Below are 23,367 nucleotides of genomic sequence, written 5' to 3'. Positions count from 1 at the left end.
GCATGGATTTCGCCGCCGAATTAGTCGAACAGAACCGCCTCTTCGCCGACTTGGCCCGCGCCGCCGACCCGGACGCCGACGTGCCCACCTGCCCCGGCTGGACGCTGCGCCAACTGGTCACCCACGTCGGCCGCGGCCACCGGTGGGCGGCCGCCATCACAGGTGAGCGATCCCAGGTCGTGATCGACCCCAAGACCGTCGCCGACGGCAAACCACCCGCCGACTGGGCAGGCGCGGTCGACTGGATGGCCAAGGGCGCCCAACTCATCCTCGACGGCGTCGAGGCGGCCGGGCCGGAGACGTCGGTGTGGACCTTCACCGGCCCCAAGCCGAGCGCTTGGTGGATCCGCCGCCGCCTACACGAGACAGTCATCCACCGCGCCGACGCGGCCATCGCGGCCGGAGCGCCGTTCGAGGTCGACCCTGATGTCGCGGCCGACAGCCTCTCGGAATGGCTGGGCCTGGTGGCCGCCCGCCCCGCAGGCGACGACGCGCCGTTGGCCGAGGGAACGTCGCTACACCTGCACGCCACCGACGACGGCCTCACCGTCCCCGGCGAGTGGATCCTCCGGACGGCTGACGGGGGGATCACTGTCGAACACGAACACGCCAAGGGCACGGCCGCGGTGCGCGGGAAGGCGGCGGACCTGTCCCTGGCGATGCTGCGCAGGCTGCCCGCCGACCACCCGGGCCTCGACATCGTCGGCGACGCAGGGGTGCTCACGACCTGGCTGGACCGAACCCGGTTCTAGAGCTGTCCCAGACAGGGTGGCCCGCCACCCAGGGGCCGGACACCACGGCCCTCTGGTGGAACGCAGTGAGTCCCCCGCACCGACGGGGGACTCACGGTTCTGAATGTCGAACTCACTTGCCGGAAGGGGCGACTCGCTTGCCGGAAGGGGCGACTCGCGGTTTGCCGGCTTGGCGCGTGAGGGTGGAGGGGTGGCGGATCAGGGCAGCGGAGCGGTGGCCGTCCTCTCAACCAACCCCATCGCAACGGGCAGAACAGAACGGCCTGCTCGTTGAGGGCCGCCCTCCCAACCACCCTGAATCGCAAGTGGCCCAACGCAACGGCCTCATGAGTGGGCACCCCAGCACGAAACGCCGGGAGCAACAGGTACAGCCGGCCAGAGACCCGGAGCTCGCCACGTCCACAAGGGACGAACCGAGTCACCAAGTCGGCCGCAAAGGCATCCCCGAAACCCCCCTCTCCCCCACCTTCACGCCAAGCAACTGGTGCAGCTCAAGCTGATGCCGGTCAAACGCCAACTGCGAAGCAGCCAGATACAACGCCCACACCCGAGCCCGAGCGATCCCAGCGTCCTGCACCGCCTCTTCCCAGTTCTCATCAAGATTCGCGCACCAAGCGGCGAGAGTCTTCGCGTAGTGCTCGCGCAGATTCTCGTCGTGCCGGATCTCGAACCCGTTGTCCTGCATGGCGGAGGCGATCTCGCCGATGCCTTCCAGTTCACCGTCCGGGAAGACATAGCGATCGAAGAACGGGCCGACCTTGTGCGGCGCGGTGGTGTTCGTCCGCGTGATGCAGTGGTTGAGCAGCCTGCCCTGGGGGCGCAGCTTTCCGTAGAGGAAGCTGAAGTACGCGGGCAGGTTGCGGGCGCCGACGTGCTCGGTCAGCCCGATCGAGGACACCGCGTCGAAGCCGGTTTCGGTGACGTCGCGGTAGTCCAGGTGGCGCACCTCGGCCTTGTCGGACAGGCCGCGGGCGGCGATCTCCTTCTGCGCCCACAAGGCCTGCTCGCGCGACAGAGTCACGCCGAGCACATCGACGCCGTAGTGCTCTGCGGCGTGCATGGCCATGCCACCCCAGCCGCAGCCGACGTCGAGGAGTCGCATTCCCGGTTCCAGCGCCAGTTTGCGGCACACCAGGTCGAATTTCTGCCACTGCGCCTCTTCGAGGGTGGCCTCCGCGGTCGGGTAGCAGGCGCACGTGTAGGCCATCGACGAGCCGAGGACCAGTTCGTAGAAGCGGTTCGACACGTCGTAGTGCCGGGAGATGGCTACGGAGTCACGGTTTCTGGAGTGCCGCAGCCCGAGCGCCGCACGCCGCGCGCGGCCTGGGAGTTCCTCCGGCGGGGCCTGGACCGGCCGCAGGTGGGTGGGCGCCAACTCGCGCAGCAGCTTGATGCCGTCGCGCAGGTGCAGGTCGTCGATGATCGGCACCAGCACGTCGAGGAGGTTGTAGAGGCCACCGGTGATCTTCAGGTTGCCGGTGACGTACGCGCGCGCCAGGCCCAGTTCGCCCGGCGCGGAAAGCAGGTAGGTCACCGCTTCCGGTGTGGACAGTTCCAGTCGGACCGGCGCGTCCGGGTTTCCCGCGACGCTGCCGTCGTAGGCGGACACGGCCAGCCCGCCGTCCGGCGGGATGATGCCCTCGAAAGCCGCAGCGATTCTCGGTGTGGTCATTCGCTCTCCCCTGGTCAGCGCCCCCGGACGCATTTGTCGTACAGATCGAGCAGCCTTGCCCCCGGGTCGTAGCGGGTCTTGAGATCCCGGTAAGCGGGTCCGTTGTAGAGGGACCAGAACTCATCCTCTTCGTGGAAACTCGCCGAGTACAGCGATTTGCGGCCGCACATGTCGGTGACGGTCCGCTCGATGAGCCGGTTGTGGGTGTCGGCGGACTCGCCCGGGTCCAGCGGGACCGACGACCAGAAGCCGAAGTTGACGTAGAGCGAGTCCGGGTCCATGACGTAGAGCGGCCACTGGGTCTTGTCGCGCAGCCGCACCGGGCACACCCAGACCGGGTTGATCGGGATCTCGCGGTGGAAGAAGTCGAGGAACGCGGCGGCCTGGTCGATCGGGACCTCGATGTCCTGCACGACGGTCTCGCGCGCGGGCAGGCCGCGCCACTTGTCGATCCGGGCGGACACGCCGAGCTTGCGTTCGAGGGCGACGACCTTCCAGTAGACGTCCGAGCGGAGCCGCTTGCGGCCCAGCACCCGCCGGACCAGGCGGTTCTGCACGCCGAGGGCGGCAGAGCACCAGAACCAGTCGGTGTCCCAGCGCCACAGGTAGTCGCGGACGGTCAGGTAGTCGTCGGCGCGGCCCTGGATGGAGCGGTAGTAGATGTCGAGCCAGGTGTAGTCGCTGGTGTAGGGCGCTTCGTCGGTGAAGGTGCCCAGTGTCAGGTACATCTCGTCGGGGCCGAACACGGTGCCGTCGACGAAGTCCACGGGCTTGCCGCCGTGGGTGCGGGTGGCGCAGACCTCGGCCAGCTCGGCGAAGTAGCCCGCGGCGTCGCGGTGGCGCAGGTGGCGGACGTGGACGTAGGGGCGCACGGGTTCGAGTTCGATGGTGAGCCGCAGCGCGTAGCCGAGGGTGCCGTAGGAGTTGGGGAACCCGTGGAACAGGTCGCGGTGCTCGTTGTCCGGTCGCGCGACGACGATCTGGCCGTCGCCGGTGAGGACTTCGAGTTCCAGCACCGACTCGTGCGGCATACCGTTGCGAAAGGACGACGACTCGATGCCGAGCCCGGTGACCGCGCCGCCCAGGGTGATGGTCTTGAGCTGCGGGACGACCAGCGGCATCAGCCCGTGCGGGAGGGTCGCGTCGACCAGCTGCTCGTAGGTGACCATGCCCTCGACGTCGGCGGTGCGCGCCCGCGGGTCGACGGACAGGACGTGGGTGAAGTCGGCGACGTCGATGGTCCCGGCGCCGCCGCGGTCGCGGAACAGGTTGGATGTGCGCTTGGCCAGCCGAATCGGCGAGTCCGGTGGCAGGGCGGCGAACCGCTCGCGCAGGCGCTCCACCCGGTCCTGGTGCGCGGTCCCCGCGCTGGTCGTGGCACCCGTCATACCTGTCATTCTCACCCTATTCGGCTCGACCGGTACAGCGGTTGCCGACGCGGTCTCATACTCCTCCCTCAGTGATAGCCGAACGGCGCGGATTTCGCTCGCGCAAGATCGGAGTTGACGAGACCGTCACGCGTGGGAAGGTGATCGGGTGAGCGAGGACGAAGTGCGCGACGGGGTGTCGCTGACCAATCTCGACCAGCCGCTGTTCGACGGGGCCGAGGCCACCAAACGCGATTTGGTCGACTACTTGGACGCGGTCCGCGACCGGATAATCCCGGTGTTGCGCGACCGACCCCTGTCGGTGATGCGGGTGCGGCCCGGGCAGCAGCCGTTCATGCAGAAGAACCTGCCGAAATACACCCCGGACTGGGTCCGGCGGGCCACGGTGTGGGCAGAGGCGTCCAAGCGCGAGATCTCCTACGCCCTCTGCGATGACCGTCGAACCCTCCTGTGGTTCGCCAACCAGCGGTCCATCGAGTACCACCCGACCCTGACAATGCTGCGACGTCCGGACCATGTCACCCACATGATCCTCGACCTCGACCCGCCCACAGGCGACGACAGCTTCAGCGCCGCCGTCCAAGCCGCCCTGCTGGTGCGACAGGCCTTGGCCGACTCGGGCCTCACCGGGGTGGCCAAGACCAGCGGCGCGAAGGGCGTCCACGTCTTCATCCCGGTCGACCCGGAAGCGTCCATGGAGGACGTCGCCGCCGCCACCCGAGCCATCGCCGCCCGAGCGGAACGCATCGACCCGGCGCTGGCGACGACGGCCTACATCGTCGACGACCGGGCGGGAAAGGTCTTCCTCGACTCCACCCGGTCGGGCGGCGCCACCGTAGTCGCGGCCTACAGCCCCCGCATCCGCCCCGGCACCCCCGTCTCGTTCCCCGTGGCGTGGGAGGACCTGACCTCGGTCAAACCCGCGGACTTCACCGTGCGAACGGCGCCGGCGCTGCTCGCCGACACCGACCCGTGGGCCACCCGAATGCCCGACCCCCAGCCCCTCCCCACCGACCTGGTCGACGAAGGCCACACCATTCCCGTCGCCCGCGTCCAGGCGATGCACGAGGGCAAGCGGAGGGCAAGGGCCCGCAAAGCGGCGGAGGAGGAGTCCACGTCCGAGTAGCGGTCGTTTTGCCGAACGAGGACGGGGGTAGACCCCAGCCGTACCCCAGGGAGGCCATCATGAGCGACCGCGACCCCGCCGACACCGGCGCGGAAGACTTGGACGAGGACGCATTGCACGTGGACCCGCTGGAGGAGGGTATGGAACCCCCCGAACACTGGTCGGCGGCCGACAAGTACGGCACCACCCCCGCAGAGGCACTCGCAGGCGAGGGCCTGGAGCGAAAACTCCGGGCCGAACAGGCCGACGTGACCCCGGACGACATCCCGGACACCCCGGTGGCAGCCGCCCCGATCGACGACCTCGACGAATCCGTGGACGCCGGGGACGAACCCGAGGGTTACGACATGCCCGAACCCGAACGCCAAATCCCGAACGACGCCGCCCGGAGAGGCCAGTCGGCAGATGAGGCGGGCGGTTCGATGGCGGAGACCATCCGCACTCCTCCGAACGTTGAGTAAGACCGCGATCCGAAAATTGGGGCGCGGCACCCAGACGTCGCGACTCGGCGGCCGTCCCAGGCTGCCAGTGCGAGAACGACGGCCGATGTCCACTCGGCCACGATGGGTAGCCGCGACTCCCAGCGACAAACACGGCCCCACCGAAACTTGGCCAACCCCCGGCGAGCGAACCCGGCGCGTTCTTTGTCCTGCGCTCCGAACACGGTCACCTTCAGGGACAGCGCTCGGCCCTGCACCCCGGACAAGCAAGACTCAGGGGGATAGTTCTTCGCCCCTGCGCTTCCTCTTGCCCCTCGTCCTGGCCCCGAGTTCTCGTTGGCATCAAAGGGAAGTCTCCCGCGCGTCCATAATTGAAGATGGCCAGGACGAGGGGGCAGAGCAGGGATTAAAAGCGGCCCCGAGGTTTGCTCGTCCGGGGTGGGGCTTTGGCTGGTAGGGATTCGTTGAAAGGTGCTGTCGGGCGGCGCTGCCAGAGCGGGTGGGGATTGGCTGGTCAGGCCGCTCGGAACCCCTCGACTGCGGCGTCCGGCGAAAGGTCCTGATCGCTAGTACCGTCAATTCATGTCGATGAGGCGGGTCGCTGTGGTGCTCGCTGCCCTGGTGGGTCTCTCAGCTTGTGGGGGCGATCGGATCCGGGAGGCGGAAGACGTGGCGCGGGCCTTTCAAGGGGCGTTGACGGAGAGCCGCCCCGAAGACGCATGTGCCCCGTTCGGGCCGAAGGTGCTTGAGGATGAGGATTGTGCGGCTGTCCTTGAGAAATTGAAGCCCGCCACCATCGAGGACACCGAGGTCTGGGGCGACGGGACCATTGTCCGCGCCGGGTCCGACACGATGTTCCTCAACGAGTTCAACCAGGGGTGGTTGGTCACCGCCGCCGGGTGTGTCCGCAGCGGCGAGATTCCCCACGACTGCGCGGTGGGTGGGCCATGATCGCCCGGCTCATGTTCAACCTGACCCTCGCCGTCGTGATCGGGGGCTGTGTCTACTTCATCCTCATCGGGTTGCTCCACCGATGACGAACGACGAAAGTGAAGGCGACCGGCTGCGGCGCAACGTCAACGAGTTGCTGCAGGAGCTTCGGGTCGCTCAGTCCGGAGTGCAGATCCTCTTCGGTTTCCTGCTCGCCGTGACGTTCACCGACTCCTACGAACGCGCGACGGGGTTTCAGCATGTCGTGCACCTGGTGACAGTGCTTCTCGCCGTCTTGGCGATCGCGTTGTTCACCGCACCGGCCGCGTGGCATCGGGTGTTGTTCCGGCAGGGTAGGCGCGACCTGATCGTCCACAGCGCCAACACGTTCGCCATCGCCGGATTGGCCACGCTCGCCCTCGCGGTCACGGGGACCGTCCTGCTGCTCACCGATGTGATCATCGGTCAACCGGCGTCGACCATCCTGGCCGCGGTCACCGCTATCGGGTTCGGGACCCTGTGGTTCGCTGTGCCCGCGCGCCACCGGCACCGCGGTGGCGCCGAATAGCCCGCAAGCCTCGCGCGATGGTCTCGCGCGTCCCGCTCGACGGGGGTTCCGTCGCGGCGATCGTCTCCGCCACCCACGCGACCACCTCGGGCAGCCCAAGCGGCGCGGGCGGCGGTCTGCGCAGGTCCACGTCCTCCTGGGCGGTCTGGAAGCACCGGACCACCGCCCCCTCGTCTGCCAAGCCCCGGGCCCATTCATCCCACGGCGAGTCGGGTGCGCAGGACCGCGGGTCGACGGCGACGAAGGACTTCACCTTCCGTGCCTGCGCGCCCGCCACCCACAGGACAGGCTCGGTGGCCGCCCCAGCGGTGACGATGTGCACGCGCCTGCCTTCGGTCTCGCTCAGGATCGACGTCAGAGCCGCCAGCCCCGGGCCGTCCGCCGGTAGCCGCACCCAGCCGACCCGGAGTCGGTCGGTCAGCGGTCGCCAAGTCGCGGGCAGTTCCCCGTGGCCGGCCTCCCCCGCCGGGTCGAGCACCACCGCGAGGTCCGCGTCCACCGGTCCCCGCCACACGATGGCTGGTCCGCGCCCGGCCATGTCCGTCATCATCATCGCCCCCCTAAGTCCTCTGTGGACTCGCCGACACCCACCTGGACAGCCCAGACGAGGGCGTGCACCAGCATCGACATCCGGTCGTGGCTGTCGCCGGCGTCGATCACGAGCCGGATCTGGTCGGTGACGTCCTCCGGCCGGTCGTTGAGCCACGCCAGCTGCGCGCGCAGCACGGCGCGGACCGGCGGGGCGATGGAGTCGATGTCGACGGGCAGCCCGTCGGCGTTCTGCACCTCCACGGCGAAAGCCGCGTCGGGCAGCTGAACCGCCTCGGACTCCAGGATCTTCCGCCCACCCGCGCTGATCAGCGCGGTCACGATGGCGAGAAGATCGGAGTCCGAGGCGGGTCGGCACCACTGGGCGAGCAGGTCGGACACGACGTCGATGTCACGGTCTCGGACCGCGGCCACCAGAGTGTTGATCGCGTCCGCTACGCGAGGAGTGTGCTCGGCCATGGTCTTGGCCCCTCCGGTCGAATCGGTTACGCCGTCTCGCATGGTGGCTACCCCGGTGACCGGAGGGGAAACCCGTCAAGTGCGTCGGTAGCCGCTCGGCGGCGGCATCGGCGCTCCAGTGGGCGGAATCGGTGTGGTCGGCGCGCTCGGATCCACGGCGCCGGCGGGGACATGGCTCGCGGGCCTGGTCCCCATCTGGCTCGTCTCGCTCGTTTCCGGGGCGCCGTGTCGCGGCGCGGTGGCCGCGGCTTCGTCACGCATCTTCGGGATCTCCCGCTCGGCGCGGTTCAGCCAGCCGTCCCAGCGGCTCTGCATCGGCTTGATGAGACCACCGCCGACGCCGACGATCAGGATGCCCGCGACCGTGGCGAGGACCGCCACGAGAACCGGGGTGGTGACCGTGGTGGCGACACCGATCTGGTTCAGCGCGGCGATGATGCCCAGGGCCAGGATGAAGACCGAGGCGATCGTCCCGAGCAGCCGCCCGTAGGAAAGCCCGCCCAGGGTGTTGTTGATCAGGTCCTTGACACCGGTGGCGATCGCGCTGGCCACGACCACGATGATGATCGCCACGATGGCCCTCGGCAGCCACGCGACAACGGCGGTCAGCAGCTCGGAGACCGGGTTCGGCCCGAACACGCCGAACGCCATCTGCAGGGCGATCAGCAGGATCCCGTAGTAGACCAGTTTCGCGACGATGTCGGATGCGTCGTACTTGCCGCGGTCCAACATGCGTTTGATGCCGCCGCGCTCGACCGCACGATCGAATCCGACCTTCTCCAGGCCGAAATCGACGGCTTTGGCGATCGCTTTGGCGAGAAGCCAACCGATGAACAGAATGACCAGGAACATCAGCAGCTTCGGCACGAAGGTGATGATCGACGCCCACGCATCGGATAGGCCTTGGCCGAAGTCCATGGCTTTCTCCCTTCCAGCAGGGGTCGCGACGGTTCGCGGCCGCTGGCCGAGGAATTACCCACAACGCCGTCCGCTACACATCGCACTGGTGAGGTCGCCCGCCTACCCCGCGTTACCTACCGTCGACCTGGGAGGATTCGCGATGACCTATCTCGACGTGTTCCGGCTGGCCAAGGACGCGCTCAGCGCGCGGACCGTCTACACCGAACCGTGCGAACGCGACGGGGTCACCGTCATCGCCGCGGCCACCATCCACGGCGGCGGTGGCGGCGGGAGCGGCACCGGGCTGATCACCGAGGGGGCGGGCATCGGCGTCTTCGCCCGGCCCGCGGGCGCCTTCGTCATCCGCGGGTCGTCGGTGCGGTGGCGGCCCGCGATCGACGTCAACCGGCTCATCGGCACCGTCGGCGCGGTGGTCATCGCCGTGCTGATCACGAGGCGGTGACGGTCAGCCGCGCGACTTCAGCCGGATGTTGGGCAGGATCGGCGCGGGCAGCGTCTCGGCCCACTGCTCGGGGAACTCGCCGTAGCGGCCCGACTCCCCGCCGGAGCGGGCCCGCTGCCACTGCTCGCGGAAGGTGACGATCTCGTCGTGCGAGCGGGCGATGAAGTTCCACCACATGACAATCCGCTCCCCCAGCGGTTCGCCGCCGAGCACGAGCACCCGCGCCGGCTCGTCGCCCGCTTCGAGCGTGAGGACGGTCGACCCGGTCGGCTGGTAGACCAGCTTCCCCGCGCTCGCGGTGACGCCGGCGGCGCGGACCTCCCCGGTGTCGACGAGGACCCCGTGTTCGAACCCGGCTTCCACGTCCAGACGCAAGACCTGCCCTGGCCGCAGGGTGATCTCGGCCCCCAGCAGCGGCGTGTAGGTCGCCACCGGCGACGTGTGCCCCAGCAGGGTCCCGAGGAACACCACGACGCGCGCGCCTTCGTGGTCGTGCACGGGTGGCGCGTAGTGCTCGAAGCCCGGGTCGACGAACCGGTCGCGGTCCGGCAGCGCGATCCACAGCTGCGCCCCGTGCAGCACCGACGTCCCCGGCAGCGAGTGCTCGGAGTGCGCGATCCCCGACCCGGCCGTCATCAGGTTGATCTCACCCGGTCGGACGATCACGTGCGCCCCGGTGGTGTCGCGGTGCTCGACCTCGCCGCTGAACAGCCAGGACACGGTCTGCAGCCCGGTGTGCGGGTGGCCCGCCACGGCCATGCCGCCGGTGGCGGAGACGTCATCGGGGCCGTAGTGGTCGATGAAGCACCAGGCGCCGATCAGCGACTGCTCACGCTGCGGCAGCGTCCGGCGCACCAGCATCGACCGGGGCCCGCCCAGCGGCACCTCGCGCCCGTCGAGCAGCTTGCCGGTCGGCGCGGTGTCCGCCGAGCAGACCAGCTCGGCGGGCGCCTGCTCCAGGTTGCTCACTCCCGCACCCACTCCCAGTCGCGTCGGCGCTCGTCCGATCAGGCTATCCATACATGTGGTCCCAGTAGAAGAACCGTGGGCGGAGCCCCGCCAAGCCTCCGGTTGCGACCATCCGTGCCTGCCCCGACACTGTCAGCGACAGGTATCGGAGAGCCGAGAGGTGTTCGATGATCCGAGTTAAGCGCGCGGCCGATGGCCAACAGCGCGTGACGTTCGCGCTGGCCCAGGACGACCTGCCAGGGATCGCCAAGGCATCGGTGGTCGGCAACTTCAACGAGTGGGAGCCGGGCCGCCACGAACTGCGCAGGCGCAGCAACGGCACCCTGTCGACGACGGTGGAGGTCGCGGAGGGCACGACCCTGACGTTCCGCTACCTCGGCGACGACGGCGTGTGGTTCAACGACTCCCACGCCGAGGTCGACCACCTGGGCAACTGCCGCTTCACTGTTCCGCCTCCCCGGAATTCTTAATATTTGGTCACCTGCCGTGTTGCGCGCAGACTGGCGGTGGCCGTGGTCGGCTGGCGTCACGGTCCCCTTGGGTGCGGTCGGATGTAGGTCCTCCGCGGGGCGTCACGCTCGGGTGGCGATGACTACGCGGTTCGACTCGTAGCCGTCGGCGCCGCCCACCCAGCGACCGCCGCAGGTGACCAGGACCAGTCGGTGCCCGCCGCTCTGGCCGAAGAACTCCTCGGCGCGCGCGGGCAAGTCGCCCTTCGAGACCGTCTCCACCCGCGACACCCGGTAGTTCCACGTGCGACCCGCCGCGTCCACCACGGACACGGGGTCGCCGTCGCGCGCGTTCCACAGTTCGGCGAAGGGGCCCGGCTGCCCCTTCCAGTCCACATGCCCGGCGAGCACCGTCGCACCCGTGGCGGCGTCCAGACCGGCACCCCACCACGTCGCCTCACGCACGCCGTTCGGCACCGGCAGGGTCGCGTCCTGGCCGAGTTCCTGGCGCACCAGCGTCGCCGTGCCGCCCTTGGCCAACCGGACCGTGCCGGGCCGCTGTCCCACCGGCGCGGCGGTTGGTTCGACGGGCGCGGCACTCGCCGCAGGCGGCGCGGCCGTGGTGGTCGCGGGCGCCTGCGGCGGCTCGGTGGGCAGCACCGTGCCGAGTCCGCCGAGTGCGACCGCCTGCGGCGGTGACGGCTCGTGCCGGCCGGCGACCGCGGTCCCGGACACCGTCACCGCGCCGCCGAAGGCCACCGCGACGAACAGACCCGCCCCGCCCGCGACCGCGGGCAGGGCGAGCCACCAACTCTGTCGGGCCATCCGGGGTCAGCGCCCCCAGTCCCGGCGCATGCCCCGACCGACCACGACGCGCCGGCGCGACGGTCCGTGGAGCAGGAGCAGGGCCACGAGTGCGCCGCCGACGAGCACCAGCACACCGAGCCCGACGAGCAGGCCGGTCGACGGCCCGCCGTCGTCCAGTGCGGCCGCCGCGACGGCCTGGCCGTCGCCCGCGGGGATCGTCTTGGGCACCGTGGGCACGTTGGGCTTGTTCGCGACCGTGAGCGTGAGCGTCGCCCCCGGTGCGACCTCGCCGCACGCGGATGGGGGTGCCGCGGGGTCGAACGCCTGCTCGTATCCGGGCGGCGCGGCGACCTCGATGACGCAGATCTGTTGCGGGGTGCGCAGGTTCGGCACGGCGGCGGTCCCGTCGGCACCGGTCACCACGACCGAGGGCGTCCCGTCCGCGCCGGTCAGCGGCTTGCCGTCCTGGTCCACCGCGGGCTTGGTCTTGTCGGCGCCGGTGATCCGCAGCGACACACCCGCGATGCCCTTGCCGGTCTTCTCGTCGACCTTCGCCACCGCGACCTTGCCCGGCGCGGTGACGGCCGTGACGGCCTCGGCGCCGGTCAGCTGCTTCTCGCCGCCAGTGCTTACCACGCGCTGAGTGTCGACCTGGACCGCTTGGCGTACCACCGGTTTGTCGGCGGGAGCCGACAGCGAGATCGCGACCTTCGGGTTGGGGCCGGTCGGCGTGACGTTGAGCGTCAGCGGGCCGCCCGCCTCCGGGGTCGGCAGCGTCAGCGTCTTGCGGCCCTCGACGATGGCGTCGGTGAGGGTGATCGTGACCGGCACCGCGCCCACGCCCTTGCCCGCGGCGTTGACGACCTTGACGGTCCAGGCGTCAGGCGTGCCGATGACCTGCGGCGCGGTCGGCTTGGTGATGCCGGTCGTCCACGGGCCGCGGTTGGCCACGGCGTCGGCTTTGAGCCGGTCGACGGCGGCCTTGGCGCTCGCGGGCAACTTCGCGAGGTGGAAGGGGGCGTCGTAGGCGATCTCGCGGAACGTGTTGGTTTCGTCGGTTTGGCCGGCTTTCACCGGCCCCGAGGTCCACGAGTGCAGCAGGTGCGCCAGTGCGGCGGCCTCGTCGGCGCTCTTGGTGGTCGAGTGGCGCAGCAGCAGGTAGGAGATCTGGGCCGCGACGTCCGGGCTCAGCTCCGTTCCCCATTTGGTCTTGAGCACCTCACCCGGCTGGTACTGCTCGTCGGTGTCGGGTGCGAGGTGGGCGTACTGCACGCACCACACCTGCTGCCCGTTGACCAGGTACGACCCGGACCAGTCAGTCGCGTCGGGGTTGTCCTTGTACGGCTGCGAAGGCGAGGTCTTGTATCCGAGAGCTTCCTGCACGGCGGCCGCGGCGGTGGGTGCGGCGCTCACGAGGAGGGCACCCGCCAGCAGCGAGGCACTCGCCACCCCTGCGATCAGCCGGGCGCCGAAATTGGTTCGCCCCATGGTGATGTCGGCTCCTTGCCGCCGCGGCGTGACGCTGCGACGCTGATTGACGTCGGTGGGTGATTCCCTCGCGAGCCTGGTTTCTCGGCGACCGCCACACAATCCGCCACCGGGGCGACTCCGATCGGCGGGTCAGGCGGGCACGGCCGGGCCGGTTCTCGGGATCCACATGATCGTTACCCGCGAATGGCGGATCAACCCCGTCCATGTGGGTGTCTGTCGGTCACGGAGAGGAGATCAGGCGCCGCTCGGGCCCCCGCAACATGGGCACGCCGACCGGGTGATGTGCCCCACGCACCAAGATGACAAAGAACGCAGCTCGGTCGCGGTGACGTTTCGGGGGTCCCGCACGAACACGCCATCGAAGTTGGCAGTGTTCGTGCGGGACCCCCGAAACGTCACCATCAAGGCGACCGAGCCGCGCCGGCGGGCCGGCGCCAGGTCAGAGCGACCGAGCCGCGCCAGTAGGCTGGCGCCATGTTACTGAAGCGAACCATGATCGCCGTCATCACGGCACTTGTCGCTGGTGTCATCGTCTCGTCGCCCGCCACCGCGGAGACGGGCAAGCCCGCTCAGTGCGAGTTCACCCCGACCCCCGACAATCCCGCCGCCCGACCGGTGCGGGTGCCCCGCGCGAAAGCGAAGTCGCACGGGACCGTGGATGTCAGCATCTCCACCAACTACGGAACGCTCGACTTGCGGCTCGACCGCGATAACGCCCCCTGCGCGGTGCACAACATCGTTCACCTCGCGCGGGCCGACTTCTATGACGACAGCCGGTGTTTCCGCCTCACGAACAGCGCGCGCCTGGGTGTCCTGCAGTGCGGCGACATCTACCGCGCCGAGGAAGGCGGTCCGGGCTACAAGTTCCCGGACGAGGTGACCGGCCAGGAAACCTACCCGCGCGGCACCATCGCGATGGGCAACCAGGGGCCGGGAACCAACGGCAGTGAGTGGTTCATCGTGCATTCGGTGGCCAAGATCCGGCCGGTGTACACGGTGATGGGGCACGTGACCCGCGGCATCGAGGTCATGGACCGCATCGTCGCGGCGGGCATCGATCCGGATGGCGCGGTCGACGGGGCACCCCGGCATCCGGTTGTGATCCACGATGTGCGGGTCGGGCGTTCGCACGGCTGAAACCTCGATCCGATAACGAAAACACCCGGAAACGATCAGCGGGCTCCCTCCGTGCCAAGATCGCGCTGACGCGCGGAGGGAGTCCCCGGGGATGGCAAGAGCAGGCCGAAGGAAAGCTCGGTCGAAAGCGATCCCGCTCCGGACTCGGCTGTTGGTGGCGCTGGCCGCGCTGGCGGTGCTCAGCCTGACCGCGGTGACCATCGGGTGGCTGGAGTCGAGGTCGGCGGGCGCGACACCGGCGGACATGACACCCGCCAACGATCCCGGCACCGCCCGAACGCAGTTGGCGGAGTTGGAAGTTCGCCCCGGCAGGCCGATGGCGGGGTACTCGCGGGAGGCGTTCCCCCATTGGGCCACCGTCGAAGGTCAGTGCAACGCCCGCGAGGCGGTGCTGAAGCGCGATGGTCGTGACGTGGTGGTCGACGGGCGCTGCCGTGTGGTGTCGGGCCGCTGGGTCAGCCCGTTCGACGGGGCGACCTGGACCGAACCCACCGATGTGGATATCGACCACCTGGTGCCGCTGGCCAACGCTTGGCGCAGCGGCGCGGGCGAGTGGTCGAAGGAGCAGCGCCGCGACTTCGCCAACGACATGGTTCGCCCGCAGCTGATCGCGGTGACCGACAACGTCAACCAGGCCAAGGGAGACCAGGGACCCGACACCTGGAAGCCCCCGCTGATCAGCACTTGGTGCGGCTATTCGGTCAACTGGATCGCGGTCAAGCACCACTACAAGCTGTCGGTGAACCCCGCGGAGAAGACCGAGCTCGAGAAGATGCTCGACCGCTGCTGACTTGACCTGGAGCGCGCTCCAGGAGATTGACTGCTCTCGACGCCCGGAACCACACGGGCCCGTTGAGAGGACCTCAGCGTGAAGTACCGCACGATCGGCACGGACCCGCGAACCCGCCGCACCGTCAGCGTGCTGAGCCTGGGTGCCATGCTGTTCGGCACGACCGTCGACGAGCAGACGTCGTTCGCGATCCTGGACAGGTATGTCGAGGCGGGCGGCACGTTCATCGACACGTCGAACAATTACGCGTTCTGGGTGGGAAACACCCAGGGTGGCGAGAGCGAGGCGCTCCTCGGCCGCTGGCGTCGCAGCCGCGGTGTGGGTGACGAGGTCACCGTCGCCACCAAGCTCGGCGGCCGCCCGATCGCCCCCGGCCTGAGCTTCGCCGACACGGCGCTGCCGGACAACATCGAGGGCTTGTCCGCCAAGGTGATCCGCGAGTCCGCCGCGCGCAGTGCGGAAGCGCTCGGGATGTCCACAGTGGACTTGCTGTATGCGCACGTCGAGGACTACGCGACGCCGATGGACGAGACGGTGGCGGCGTTCGCCGAACTCGTCGCCGAGGGCATGGTGGGTCTGCTCGGGGTGAGCAACCACTGGGCTTGGCGGGTGGAGCGGGCCAGGGCGACGAGTGCGGCGGCGGGACTTCCCGGGTACGAAGTCCTGCAGTACCAGCACAGTTACCTGCGTCCGCGCACTGACTTGCCGGGGAGGCGGTCAGTCGATGGCAATCAGGGTTATCTCAGCGCGGATCTGCGGGCCTATCTGCGTACCGAGCCGGACCTGGCGCTGGTGGCGTACTCGCCGCTGCTCGGCGGTGCCTACACCCGCGCGGACAAGCCACTCGGCGTCGACTTCGACCACCCCGGCACCCAGTCCCGCCTCGCGGCGGCACGCAAGGTCGCCGAGGAAACCGGGGCGACGGTGAACCAGGTCGTGCTGGCGTGGATGATCGGCCACGAGATTCCGGCGATCCCGCTCGTGGGTGCTTCGTCGGTGGCCCAGCTCGACGAGAGTATCGCCGCGGTGGCCTTGGAATTGTCACCCGAGCAGCGCGCGACTCTGGACGAGGCGCGCTGATCGCGAAAGGGCGGGCCGAATAGCCCCCAACGCCATTCGGCCCGCCATTCATTCGAATCAGCAGGTCTCACCCTTGTACCAGGCGAACTTGATGATTCCCGCGTCCCCCAGATAGGTGCGGCCCGGTTCGACGCATTCGTCGTACCCGCTCAGCCCGTGGTGTCGTTCCACCCGGATCCACACCCACGAGCCCCCGCCGCAGTGGTTGTAGTAGGCCCGGCCGGACGGGCCATCGGGGTCCCAACCGCAGGCCAGCGGGCTGACCGCGACCCGAGGACTGTTCTGGTCGACAACCGCGGCGGCCGGGGCGGCGGCGAGTCCCGCGAAGGACAGAGCAATGGCCAGCGACGCCAGCGGGCGCAGGCTTACCAGTGAACGCATTTCATTTCCCCCTTGCCACATGGGGGAAGTTGATTTCCTCCCCCAAGGAGATTCCAGCGTCGCACGGGAATGGGGTGACGGAGTAGTCCCTGAAAGGGTGAAAAGAAAACGAAGGCCGACGGGGTGTCCCGTCGGCCTTCGGTAAGCGCTATTCGATCAGACAGTGAACCCAAGCGCGCGCAGCTGCTCGCGGCCGTCGTCGGTGATCTTCTCCGGACCCCACGGGGGCATCCAGACCCAGTTGATCCGGAAGTCGTTGACCAGGCCGCCGCCGGTCAGTGCCGCCCGCGTCTGGTCCTCGATCACGTCGGTCAGCGGACAGGCCGCCGACGTCAACGTCATGTCGATGGTCGCGGTGTTGTCGTCCTCGACCCGGATGTCATACACCAGGCCAAGGTCGACCACGTTGATCCCAAGCTCAGGGTCGACCACGTCGCGCATGGCCTCTTCGAGGTCGTCCAAGGTGGCCAGGTCGGCCCGGGGGGCCTGGTCGGGCATCCCCGCGGCGCCGCGCTGGACTTCTGCTGCGTCGTTCTCGGTGCTCATCGCGCTGTCACTCCTTCGCCCGAACGGGCAACCGCGTCCTTGAAAGCCATCCAGCCAAGCAGAGCACACTTCACCCGCGCCGGGTACTTGGCCACACCCGCGAAGGCGATGCCGTCCTCCAGCACGTCCTCATCCGGTTCGACCTGACCCCGGCCCTGCATCAGCTCCACGAACGCGTCCATAGTGGACAGTGCGTCCGCCACGTCCCGGCCGACCACCAAGTCCGTCAGCACCGACGTGGACGCCTGGCTGATCGAACAGCCCTGCCCCTCGTACGACACGTCCGCGACCTTGTCGCCGTCGAGCTTCACCCGGAGGGTGACCTCGTCGCCGCAAGTCGGGTTGACCTGAAAGGACTCCGCGTCGAACGGGTCGCGCAGACCGCGTCCGTGCGGGTTCTTGTAGTGGTCCAGGATGATCTCCTGGTACATCTGCTGCAGCTGCATCACGCCACCCCGAAGAACTTGCGGACCTGGTGCAGCCCCTCGATCATCGCGTCGATCTCGGCCTCGGTGGTGTAGAGGTAACCCGACACCCGGGTCGAGGACTGCGCGCCGAGCCTGCGGTGCGCGGGCTTGGCGCAGTGGTGCCCGCCGCGCACGGCGACGCCGTACGAGTCGAGCACCTGGCTGATGTCGTGCGGGTGCAGGCCTTCCATGGTGAAGCTGATCGCCCCGCCGCGGTCGACCATGTCGGTCGGACCGAGAATCCGCACACCCGGCACTTCGAGCATCCGCTCCAGCGCGTAGCCGGTGATCGCCCGCTCGTGCGCGGCCACGTTCTCCATGCCCAGCGCGCTGAGGTAGTCGATCGCCGCGCCCAGGCCGATCGCCTGCGCGATCGGCGGGGTGCCCGCCTCGAACTTGTGCGGAGCCGGAGCGTACGTCGAGCGCTCCATCCGGACGTCCTCGATCATCTCGCCGCCGCCATGGAACGGGGGCAGCGCCGCGAGCACCTCCGACCGTCCCCACAGGACACCGATGCCGGTGGGACCCAACAGCTTGTGCCCGGTGAAGCCGATCAGGTCGGCACCGGTCTCCAGGACGTTGTACGGCAGCTGCGGTCCGGCCTGCGCGGCGTCGAGCACGACGAGCGCGCCGACAGCCTTGGCGCGGCGGGCGATCTCGGCGACCGGGTTGATCGTGCCCAGCATGTTCGACACGTGCACGAGCGAGACGACCTTGGTGCGCTCGGTGATCAGCTCGTCGATGTTCGACAGGTCGAGCCTGCCGTCGTCGGTGATGCCGAACCACTTCAGCGTCGCGCCGGTCCGCTGCGTGAGCAGCTGCCACGGCACGATGTTGGAGTGGTGCTCCATCTCGGTGACGACGACCTCGTCGCCCGGCCCCACCCGGTACGGCTCATCGGCCCAGGCCAGCACATTGGCGACCAGGTTGATCGCCTCGGTGATGCCACGGGTGAAGATGATCTCGTCGCGGCTCGGGGCCCCGATGAACGCCGCGATCTTGTCGCGGGCGCCCTCGAACGCCGCCGTGGACTCCTCGCCGAGCTGGTGCACCGCGCGCGCCACGTTCGCGTTGTGGCGCTCGTAGTGCTCAGTGAGCGTGTCGATCACCGACTGCGGCTTCTGCGACGTGTTCGCGCTGTCGAGGTAGACCAGCGGCCTGTCCTCGGCAAGCCTGCGCTGCAGGATCGGGAAGTCCTTGCGGACCTGCTCGACGTCAAACCCGTGGCCGGTCACCTGACACCCCTCTCCGTGGATTCTGTCCTGTGCAACGTCAGGAAGTGGTCGCGGCTTCCTGGATGCCCGCGTATTTCACGTAACCCTCGGCCTCAAGCTGGTCGGCCAGCTCCTTGCCACCGGACTCGACGATCTTGCCCGCCGCGAAGACGTGCACGAAGTCGGGCGTGATGTGGCGCAGGATGCGGGTGTAGTGCGTGATCAGCAGGACACCGTGCTCGCCGGAGGCCTGGAACCGGTTGACGCCCTCGGACACGACACGCAGGGCGTCGACGTCGAGGCCCGAGTCGGTCTCGTCGAGGATGGCGATCTTCGGCTGCAGCAGCGCCAGCTGCAGGATCTCGTGGCGCTTCTTCTCGCCGCCGGAGAAACCCTCGTTGACGCTGCGCTCGGCGAAGGCCGGGTCGATGTCCAGCTCGCCCATGGCGGCCTTGACCTCCTTGACCCAGGTGCGCAGCTTCGGCGCCTCGCCGCGCACGGCGGTGGCCGCGGTGCGCAGGAAGTTCGACATCGACACACCGGGGACCTCGACCGGGTACTGCATGGCCAGGAACAGGCCCGCGCGGGCGCGCTCGTCCACGCTCATGGCCAGGACGTCCTCGCCGTCGAGCGTGATCGTGCCCGAGGTCACCTGGTACTTGGGGTGACCGGCGATCGCGTAGGACAGAGTGGACTTGCCGGACCCGTTGGGGCCCATGATCGCGTGGGTCTCGCCTGCCTTGATGGTCAGGTCGACGCCCTTGAGGATCTCCTTGGGACCTTCGTCGGTGCTGACCGAAACGTGCAGGTCCTTGATCTCCAGCGTGGCCATGTCGTGCGGTTTCCTTCAGTTCGTGGTGGTAGTGACGTCCACATGGACATCCCCGTCGACAATCCTCACGGCGTACACATCGACGGGTTCGGTCGCGGGCGGAGCCGAGGGGGCGCCGGTGCGCAGGTCGAAACACGACCCGTGCAGCCAGCACTCCAGACCCTTGCGGGTCAGCTCCCCTTCGGACAGTGCCAGTTCGGCGTGCGAGCACTCGTCGCGCAGTGCGTGCACCTCGTCACCTTGGCGCACCAGCACCACGGCGACATCATCGATCTCGACGGCGTGCGGTTTGCCGTCGTCCAGATCGGACAGTGCACACGCGCGACTCATACCCCGACTGCTTCCAGTTCGGCCTCGATCGCCGCCTCAAGGCGCTCGCGCACCTCGGGAACGGTGATCTTCATCAGCAGCTCGTGGAAGAAGCCGCGCACGACCAGGCGCCGGGCTTGGTCCTCCGGGATTCCGCGAGCCTGCAAGTAGAACAGTTGCTCGTCGTCGAAGCGGCCGGTCGCGCTGGCGTGGCCCGCCCCGGCGATCTCACCGGTCTCGATCTCCAGGTTCGGCACCGAGTCGGCGCGCGCGCCGTCGGTCAGCAGGAGGTTCCGGTTGAGCTCGTAGGTCTGGGTGCCCTCGGCGGCCACGCGGATCAGCACGTCGCCGATCCACACGGTGTGCGCGCCCTCCCCTTGCAGCGCGCCCTTGTACGTCACGTTCGACGTGCAGTTCGGCTGCGCGTGGTCCACAAAGGTCCGGTGCTCGAAGTGCTGCCCGGCGTCGGCGAAGTACAGACCGGTGAGGTCGACTTCCCCGCCCCGCTCGGCGAAGGACGCCGTCGGGGACACGCGGACCAGGTCGCCGCCAAGGGTGACAACGGTGTGCTTGAGCACCGCGTCCTTGCCGATCTTGGCGTGCTGCGCGGAAACGTGCACCGCGTCGTCAGCCCAGTCCTGAATGGACACCACGGTGAGCTTCGAGCCCTCGGCGAGGACGAACTCCACGTTGTCGGCGTACACACCGGAACCGCGGTGGTCGACGACCACGACGGCCTCGGCGTACAGCTCGGCGCGAATCTGCAGGTGGCCGTAGGCGAGCTTGCCCTCGCCCGGCCCGGTGACCTTGACGGTCGTCGGAGCGGACGCGCGCTGCTCCTTGGCCGCGGTCAGGATCGTGGCCTCGGCGAACGAGCTGAACGCCTGGGCGGCGACCCGGTCGGCGGGCGTGCCCGCCTCGCCGAGCCGCTTGTCGCCACGGGCGACCGTCTCGACGGTCAGCTCACCGGGCGCGTCGATCTCGACCGTCGCGACACCGGTGGCCTCGGCACCGTTGTGCAGGCCGGCCAGCCGCTTCATCGGCGTGAAGCGCCAAATCTCCTCGCGGCCGGTCGGCACCTCGAACGCGTTGACGTCGTAGGAGGAGAACCAGTCGGCGCGCGATGCCTCGGGAACCCGCGCTCCGCTCTCAGAGCGTGGGCTTTCAACAGCGGCAGTCATTTAGCCGACGGCCCCTTCCATCTGCAGTTCGATCAGGCGGTTCAGTTCCAGCGCGTACTCCATGGGCAGCTCACGCGCGATGGGCTCGACGAACCCGCGCACGATCATCGCCATGGCCTCGTCCTCGGACAGGCCGCGCGACATCAGGTAGAACAGCTGGTCGTCGCTGACCTTCGACACCGTGGCCTCGTGGCCCATCTGCACGTCGTCCTCGCGGATGTCGACGTACGGGTAGGTGTCGGAGCGGCTGATCGTGTCGACCAGCAGCGCGTCGCACTTGACCGTGGACTTCGAGTGGTGCGCCCGCTTGTTGACCTGGACCAGGCCGCGGTAGGACGTGCGACCGCCGCCGCGCGCCACCGACTTCGACTCGATCTTCGAGGTGGTGTGCGGCGCGAGGTGGACCATCTTGGCGCCCGCGTCCTGGTGCTGGCCCTCGCCGGCGAAGGCGATGGAGAGGACCTCACCGTGGGCGTGCTCGCCCATCAGGTAGACGGCCGGGTACTTCATGGTGACCTTGGAGCCGATGTTGCCGTCGATCCACTCCATGGTCGCGCCCTCTTCGGCCTTGGCGCGCTTGGTGACCAGGTTGTAGACGTTGTTCGACCAGTTCTGGATGGTCGTGTAGCGGCAGCGGCCGCCCTTCTTCACGATGATCTCCACGACCGCGGAGTGCAGCGAGTCCGAGGAGTAGATCGGCGCGGTGCAGCCCTCGACGTAGTGCACGTAGGCACCTTCGTCGACGATGATCAGCGTGCGCTCGAACTGGCCCATGTTCTCGGTGTTGATCCGGAAGTAGGCCTGCAGCGGGATCTCGACGTGGACGCCCTTGGGCACGTAGATGAACGAGCCACCCGACCACACGGCGCCGTTGAGCGCGGAGAACTTGTTGTCCCCGTGCGGGATCACCGAGCCGTAGTACTCGGCGAACAGCTCCGGGTGCTCCTTGAGCGCGGTGTCGGTGTCGAGGAAGATGACACCCTGCTTCTCGAGCTCCTCGTTGATCTTGTGATAGACCACTTCGGACTCGTACTGGGCGGCGACACCGGAGACCAGGCGGGCCTTCTCGGCCTCGGGGATGCCCAGCCTGTCGTAGGTGTTCTTGATGTCCTCGGGCAGGTCTTCCCAGGACTGGGCCTGCTTCTCCGTGGACCGCACGAAGTACTTGATGTTGTCGAAGTCGATCCCCGACAGGTCGGCGCCCCAGCTCGGCATGGGCTTGCGGTCGAAGAGCCGCAGACCCTTGAGCCGGGACTCCAGCATCCACTCGGGTTCGCTCTTCTTGGCCGAGATGTCCCGGACCACGGCCTCCGACAAGCCGCGCTGGGCGGCTGCGCCCGCGACGTCCTTGTCGGCCCAGCCGAATTCGTAGCGACCCAGGGAGTCGATGGTCTCTTCCTGGGTGAGCTGCGTGGTGGTGCGCTGCTCGGCAGCGGCAGTCATAGGGACTTCCCTCCATGCGGAACGGGTGAAGCGGTCTTGCCTGAGGACTGGAGCGGCACGTGCGTAGTGCACGCGGCGTCGCCGTTCGCGATCGTCGCCAGGCGCTGCACGTGGGTGCCGAGAAGCGCGGCGAACGCCGCCGTCTCGACCTCGCACAGCTGGGGGAACTCCGCCGCGACGTGCGCGACGGGGCAGTGGTGCTGGCAGAGCTGCTCACCGGCGCCGACACTTCGGGTCGACGCAGCGTAACCCTCGCGGGTCAGCGCGACGGCCAAGGCCCGCGCCCGCTCCGCCGGGTCCGCGACCGAGGTGATGGCGGCGCGGTGACGGTCGACCAGGGTGCCCATCCGGCGCTCCGCGAACGCGCGGACGGCCTGCTCTCCCCCGCTCTCGGCGAGGAAGCGCAGGGCGGAGATGGCCAGGTCGTCGTAGGCGTGGCCGAACCGGGAACGGCCCGACTCGGTCAGCAGGAAGAGCTTCGCCGGCCGGCCGCGGCCGCGGTGGCCCAGGCGCGGGGCCTCACGGGTGTGGGCCTCCCCATCGGCCACCAGGGCGTCGAGGTGCCTGCGGACGGCGGCGGGGCTGAGCCCCAGCGCGTCGGCGACCGCGACGGCCGAGATCGGTCCCTGCTCCAGCAGCAGACGGGCCACACCAACCCTGGTGCGGCCGTCCTGCTGCCCGACGCCGGCGAGACCATGGGTCTCCTCCGGGGTCCGCGGAGCGGGGGCGGTCTTTTTCACAACACAAGTGTGTCTTATTTCCGACGCAGGGGCAAAGGCGGGGTACCTCCCGGTGACCGGCATCACCCCGCGAGTCGCCCCTTCCAGCAGGTGAGTCGCCCCTCCAGGCAAGCGAGTTCGACATTCAGGCAGGTGAGTTGCGCATTCAGGCGGTGCCGGGTCGGCGAAACCATGGTCCGAATGTCGATGAGCGACCGCGAATGTCGAACTCGCTTGCCTGAATGTCGAACTCGCTTGCCTGAGCGGGCGACTCACTTGCCTGGAGGGGCGACTCGCGGGGTTGT

At 68.8% G+C, this 23,367-nt stretch carries 27 protein-coding genes; 10 read left to right on the top strand and 17 right to left on the bottom strand.

Features of this window, described 5'->3' with window-relative positions; all coding sequences use genetic code 11:
* Positions 1–2: 2 nt before the first annotated feature.
* Positions 3–752: a maleylpyruvate isomerase family mycothiol-dependent enzyme gene (locus tag ACUZ2Y_RS02170; protein WP_476326374.1), complete on the top strand. Its 750-nt coding sequence runs from the start codon at positions 3–5 to the stop codon at positions 750–752.
* 418 nt (positions 753–1,170) lie between these two features.
* On the opposite strand, the gene ACUZ2Y_RS02165 is transcribed toward ACUZ2Y_RS02170, so the two are convergent.
* Entirely contained in the window at positions 1,171–2,424 is a 1,254-nt protein-coding gene (locus ACUZ2Y_RS02165; protein WP_476326373.1) for a class I SAM-dependent methyltransferase, read from the bottom strand.
* 14 nt (positions 2,425–2,438) lie between these two features.
* Positions 2,439–3,821 carry an FAD-binding oxidoreductase gene (locus ACUZ2Y_RS02160; protein WP_476326371.1) on the bottom strand — a complete coding sequence of 461 codons (1,383 nt, stop codon included), beginning with the start codon at positions 3,819–3,821 and terminating at the stop codon, positions 2,439–2,441.
* Positions 3,822–3,960: 139 nt separating this feature from the next.
* Between ACUZ2Y_RS02160 and ACUZ2Y_RS02155 the strand changes: the two genes are divergently transcribed.
* The 4 genes from ACUZ2Y_RS02155 (at position 3,961) to ACUZ2Y_RS02140 (ending at position 6,876) form a co-directional block, all read left to right on the top strand.
* A complete protein-coding gene (locus tag ACUZ2Y_RS02155; RefSeq protein WP_476326369.1) occupies positions 3,961–4,938 on the top strand; it encodes a DNA polymerase domain-containing protein in 978 nt (325 codons plus the stop codon).
* Positions 4,939–4,997: 59 nt separating this feature from the next.
* The gene (locus tag ACUZ2Y_RS02150; RefSeq protein WP_476326367.1) at positions 4,998–5,399 is read left to right on the top strand and encodes a hypothetical protein; all 402 of its coding nucleotides are present in this window, start codon (positions 4,998–5,000) and stop codon (positions 5,397–5,399) included.
* A 759-nt stretch (positions 5,400–6,158) separates the two neighbouring features.
* Positions 6,159–6,329: a hypothetical protein gene (locus tag ACUZ2Y_RS02145; RefSeq protein ID WP_476326365.1), complete on the top strand. Its 171-nt coding sequence runs from the start codon at positions 6,159–6,161 to the stop codon at positions 6,327–6,329.
* Positions 6,330–6,411: 82 nt separating this feature from the next.
* A complete protein-coding gene (locus ACUZ2Y_RS02140) occupies positions 6,412–6,876 on the top strand; it encodes a DUF6328 family protein (RefSeq protein WP_476326363.1) in 465 nt (154 codons plus the stop codon).
* Here ACUZ2Y_RS02140 and ACUZ2Y_RS02135 read toward each other — a convergent pair.
* From ACUZ2Y_RS02135 to ACUZ2Y_RS02125, 3 genes are all read right to left on the bottom strand, one after another.
* A complete protein-coding gene (locus ACUZ2Y_RS02135) occupies positions 6,809–7,429 on the bottom strand; it encodes a hypothetical protein (protein ID WP_476326361.1) in 621 nt (206 codons plus the stop codon). The two genes, ACUZ2Y_RS02140 and ACUZ2Y_RS02135, sit on opposite strands and share 68 nt — an antisense overlap.
* Entirely contained in the window at positions 7,426–7,884 is a 459-nt protein-coding gene (locus ACUZ2Y_RS02130) for a hypothetical protein (RefSeq protein WP_476326359.1), read from the bottom strand. Before ACUZ2Y_RS02130 ends, ACUZ2Y_RS02135 begins: the two co-directional genes overlap by 4 nt.
* A gap of 75 nt (positions 7,885–7,959) precedes the next feature.
* Positions 7,960–8,802 carry a mechanosensitive ion channel family protein gene (locus ACUZ2Y_RS02125; RefSeq protein WP_476326357.1) on the bottom strand — a complete coding sequence of 281 codons (843 nt, stop codon included), beginning with the start codon at positions 8,800–8,802 and terminating at the stop codon, positions 7,960–7,962.
* Between the two features lie 142 nt (positions 8,803–8,944).
* On the opposite strand from ACUZ2Y_RS02125, the gene ACUZ2Y_RS02120 reads away from it, so the two are divergent.
* Positions 8,945–9,247: a hypothetical protein gene (locus ACUZ2Y_RS02120; protein ID WP_476326355.1), complete on the top strand. Its 303-nt coding sequence runs from the start codon at positions 8,945–8,947 to the stop codon at positions 9,245–9,247.
* A gap of 3 nt (positions 9,248–9,250) precedes the next feature.
* Here the strand turns inward: ACUZ2Y_RS02120 and ACUZ2Y_RS02115 are convergent, their stop codons facing one another.
* The gene (locus ACUZ2Y_RS02115) at positions 9,251–10,216 is read right to left on the bottom strand and encodes a pirin family protein (RefSeq protein WP_476326353.1); all 966 of its coding nucleotides are present in this window, start codon (positions 10,214–10,216) and stop codon (positions 9,251–9,253) included.
* 167 nt (positions 10,217–10,383) lie between these two features.
* Between ACUZ2Y_RS02115 and ACUZ2Y_RS02110 the strand changes: the two genes are divergently transcribed.
* Positions 10,384–10,686 carry an early set domain-containing protein gene (locus ACUZ2Y_RS02110; RefSeq protein WP_476326351.1) on the top strand — a complete coding sequence of 101 codons (303 nt, stop codon included), beginning with the start codon at positions 10,384–10,386 and terminating at the stop codon, positions 10,684–10,686.
* A gap of 102 nt (positions 10,687–10,788) precedes the next feature.
* On the opposite strand, the gene ACUZ2Y_RS02105 is transcribed toward ACUZ2Y_RS02110, so the two are convergent.
* Entirely contained in the window at positions 10,789–11,490 is a 702-nt protein-coding gene (locus ACUZ2Y_RS02105; RefSeq protein ID WP_476326349.1) for a class F sortase, read from the bottom strand.
* A gap of 6 nt (positions 11,491–11,496) precedes the next feature.
* Entirely contained in the window at positions 11,497–12,960 is a 1,464-nt protein-coding gene (locus ACUZ2Y_RS02100; protein WP_476326347.1) for an MSCRAMM family protein, read from the bottom strand.
* Between the two features lie 477 nt (positions 12,961–13,437).
* Here ACUZ2Y_RS02100 and ACUZ2Y_RS02095 point away from each other — a divergent pair, with 477 nt between their 5' ends.
* The 3 genes from ACUZ2Y_RS02095 (at position 13,438) to ACUZ2Y_RS02085 (ending at position 15,970) form a co-directional block, all read left to right on the top strand.
* The gene (locus tag ACUZ2Y_RS02095; RefSeq protein WP_476326345.1) at positions 13,438–14,100 is read left to right on the top strand and encodes a peptidylprolyl isomerase; all 663 of its coding nucleotides are present in this window, start codon (positions 13,438–13,440) and stop codon (positions 14,098–14,100) included.
* Between the two features lie 175 nt (positions 14,101–14,275).
* Positions 14,276–14,890 (top strand): GmrSD restriction endonuclease domain-containing protein, encoded by a 615-nt coding sequence (locus ACUZ2Y_RS02090; RefSeq protein ID WP_476331519.1) that lies wholly within the window; start codon positions 14,276–14,278, stop codon positions 14,888–14,890.
* 78 nt (positions 14,891–14,968) lie between these two features.
* A complete protein-coding gene (locus ACUZ2Y_RS02085) occupies positions 14,969–15,970 on the top strand; it encodes an aldo/keto reductase (RefSeq protein WP_476326343.1) in 1,002 nt (333 codons plus the stop codon).
* 57 nt (positions 15,971–16,027) lie between these two features.
* Here ACUZ2Y_RS02085 and ACUZ2Y_RS02080 read toward each other — a convergent pair whose 3' ends face one another.
* The 9 genes from ACUZ2Y_RS02080 to ACUZ2Y_RS02040 form a co-directional block, all read right to left on the bottom strand.
* On the bottom strand, positions 16,028–16,351 hold the full coding sequence (locus ACUZ2Y_RS02080; RefSeq protein WP_476326341.1) for a DUF6355 family natural product biosynthesis protein: 324 nt from the start codon (positions 16,349–16,351) through the stop codon (positions 16,028–16,030).
* Between the two features lie 156 nt (positions 16,352–16,507).
* Positions 16,508–16,849, bottom strand: a complete 342-nt coding sequence (locus tag ACUZ2Y_RS02075) for a metal-sulfur cluster assembly factor (protein ID WP_476331516.1) — start codon at positions 16,847–16,849, stop codon at positions 16,508–16,510.
* Positions 16,850–16,893: 44 nt separating this feature from the next.
* A complete protein-coding gene (sufU, locus tag ACUZ2Y_RS02070; protein ID WP_476326339.1) occupies positions 16,894–17,343 on the bottom strand; it encodes a Fe-S cluster assembly sulfur transfer protein SufU in 450 nt (149 codons plus the stop codon).
* Positions 17,343–18,599, bottom strand: a complete 1,257-nt coding sequence (locus ACUZ2Y_RS02065) for a cysteine desulfurase (protein ID WP_476326337.1) — start codon at positions 18,597–18,599, stop codon at positions 17,343–17,345. The genes sufU and ACUZ2Y_RS02065 overlap by 1 nt, the downstream gene beginning before the upstream one ends.
* A gap of 37 nt (positions 18,600–18,636) precedes the next feature.
* On the bottom strand, positions 18,637–19,410 hold the full coding sequence (gene sufC / locus ACUZ2Y_RS02060; RefSeq protein ID WP_476326335.1) for a Fe-S cluster assembly ATPase SufC: 774 nt from the start codon (positions 19,408–19,410) through the stop codon (positions 18,637–18,639).
* 15 nt (positions 19,411–19,425) lie between these two features.
* Entirely contained in the window at positions 19,426–19,740 is a 315-nt protein-coding gene (locus tag ACUZ2Y_RS02055; RefSeq protein ID WP_476326333.1) for a non-heme iron oxygenase ferredoxin subunit, read from the bottom strand.
* On the bottom strand, positions 19,737–20,900 hold the full coding sequence (gene sufD / locus ACUZ2Y_RS02050; RefSeq protein ID WP_476326331.1) for a Fe-S cluster assembly protein SufD: 1,164 nt from the start codon (positions 20,898–20,900) through the stop codon (positions 19,737–19,739). Before sufD ends, ACUZ2Y_RS02055 begins: the two co-directional genes overlap by 4 nt.
* Complete coding sequence (gene sufB, locus ACUZ2Y_RS02045; RefSeq protein ID WP_476326329.1) at positions 20,901–22,343, bottom strand: Fe-S cluster assembly protein SufB; 1,443 nt, start codon at positions 22,341–22,343, stop codon at positions 20,901–20,903. It abuts the gene before it with no gap.
* Positions 22,340–23,083 carry a helix-turn-helix transcriptional regulator gene (locus ACUZ2Y_RS02040; protein WP_476326327.1) on the bottom strand — a complete coding sequence of 248 codons (744 nt, stop codon included), beginning with the start codon at positions 23,081–23,083 and terminating at the stop codon, positions 22,340–22,342. Before ACUZ2Y_RS02040 ends, sufB begins: the two co-directional genes overlap by 4 nt.
* Positions 23,084–23,367: the final 284 nt, after the last annotated feature.

It is taken from the genome of Actinokineospora sp. UV203 (assembly GCF_056323665.1).
This window is presented reverse-complemented; position numbering and strand designations above follow the sequence as displayed.

Coding starts and splice junctions, on each gene's coding strand:
- ACUZ2Y_RS02170 (WP_476326374.1), top strand. CDS start 3: ATGGATTTCGCCGCCGAATTAGTCGAACAGAACCGCCTCTTCGCCGAC.
- ACUZ2Y_RS02165 (WP_476326373.1), bottom strand. CDS start 2,424: ATGACCACACCGAGAATCGCTGCGGCTTTCGAGGGCATCATCCCGCCG.
- ACUZ2Y_RS02080 (WP_476326341.1), bottom strand. CDS start 16,351: ATGCGTTCACTGGTAAGCCTGCGCCCGCTGGCGTCGCTGGCCATTGCT.
- sufD (WP_476326331.1), bottom strand. CDS start 20,900: ATGACTGCCGCTGTTGAAAGCCCACGCTCTGAGAGCGGAGCGCGGGTT.
- ACUZ2Y_RS02150 (WP_476326367.1), top strand. CDS start 4,998: ATGAGCGACCGCGACCCCGCCGACACCGGCGCGGAAGACTTGGACGAG.
- sufB (WP_476326329.1), bottom strand. CDS start 22,343: ATGACTGCCGCTGCCGAGCAGCGCACCACCACGCAGCTCACCCAGGAA.
- ACUZ2Y_RS02095 (WP_476326345.1), top strand. CDS start 13,438: ATGTTACTGAAGCGAACCATGATCGCCGTCATCACGGCACTTGTCGCT.
- sufC (WP_476326335.1), bottom strand. CDS start 19,410: ATGGCCACGCTGGAGATCAAGGACCTGCACGTTTCGGTCAGCACCGAC.
- ACUZ2Y_RS02125 (WP_476326357.1), bottom strand. CDS start 8,802: ATGGACTTCGGCCAAGGCCTATCCGATGCGTGGGCGTCGATCATCACC.
- ACUZ2Y_RS02120 (WP_476326355.1), top strand. CDS start 8,945: ATGACCTATCTCGACGTGTTCCGGCTGGCCAAGGACGCGCTCAGCGCG.
- ACUZ2Y_RS02135 (WP_476326361.1), bottom strand. CDS start 7,429: ATGATGATGACGGACATGGCCGGGCGCGGACCAGCCATCGTGTGGCGG.
- ACUZ2Y_RS02075 (WP_476331516.1), bottom strand. CDS start 16,849: ATGCCCGACCAGGCCCCCCGGGCCGACCTGGCCACCTTGGACGACCTC.
- ACUZ2Y_RS02055 (WP_476326333.1), bottom strand. CDS start 19,740: ATGAGTCGCGCGTGTGCACTGTCCGATCTGGACGACGGCAAACCGCAC.
- ACUZ2Y_RS02100 (WP_476326347.1), bottom strand. CDS start 12,960: ATGGGGCGAACCAATTTCGGCGCCCGGCTGATCGCAGGGGTGGCGAGT.
- ACUZ2Y_RS02160 (WP_476326371.1), bottom strand. CDS start 3,821: ATGACAGGTATGACGGGTGCCACGACCAGCGCGGGGACCGCGCACCAG.
- ACUZ2Y_RS02110 (WP_476326351.1), top strand. CDS start 10,384: ATGATCCGAGTTAAGCGCGCGGCCGATGGCCAACAGCGCGTGACGTTC.
- ACUZ2Y_RS02105 (WP_476326349.1), bottom strand. CDS start 11,490: ATGGCCCGACAGAGTTGGTGGCTCGCCCTGCCCGCGGTCGCGGGCGGG.
- sufU (WP_476326339.1), bottom strand. CDS start 17,343: ATGCAGCTGCAGCAGATGTACCAGGAGATCATCCTGGACCACTACAAG.
- ACUZ2Y_RS02140 (WP_476326363.1), top strand. CDS start 6,412: ATGACGAACGACGAAAGTGAAGGCGACCGGCTGCGGCGCAACGTCAAC.
- ACUZ2Y_RS02130 (WP_476326359.1), bottom strand. CDS start 7,884: ATGGCCGAGCACACTCCTCGCGTAGCGGACGCGATCAACACTCTGGTG.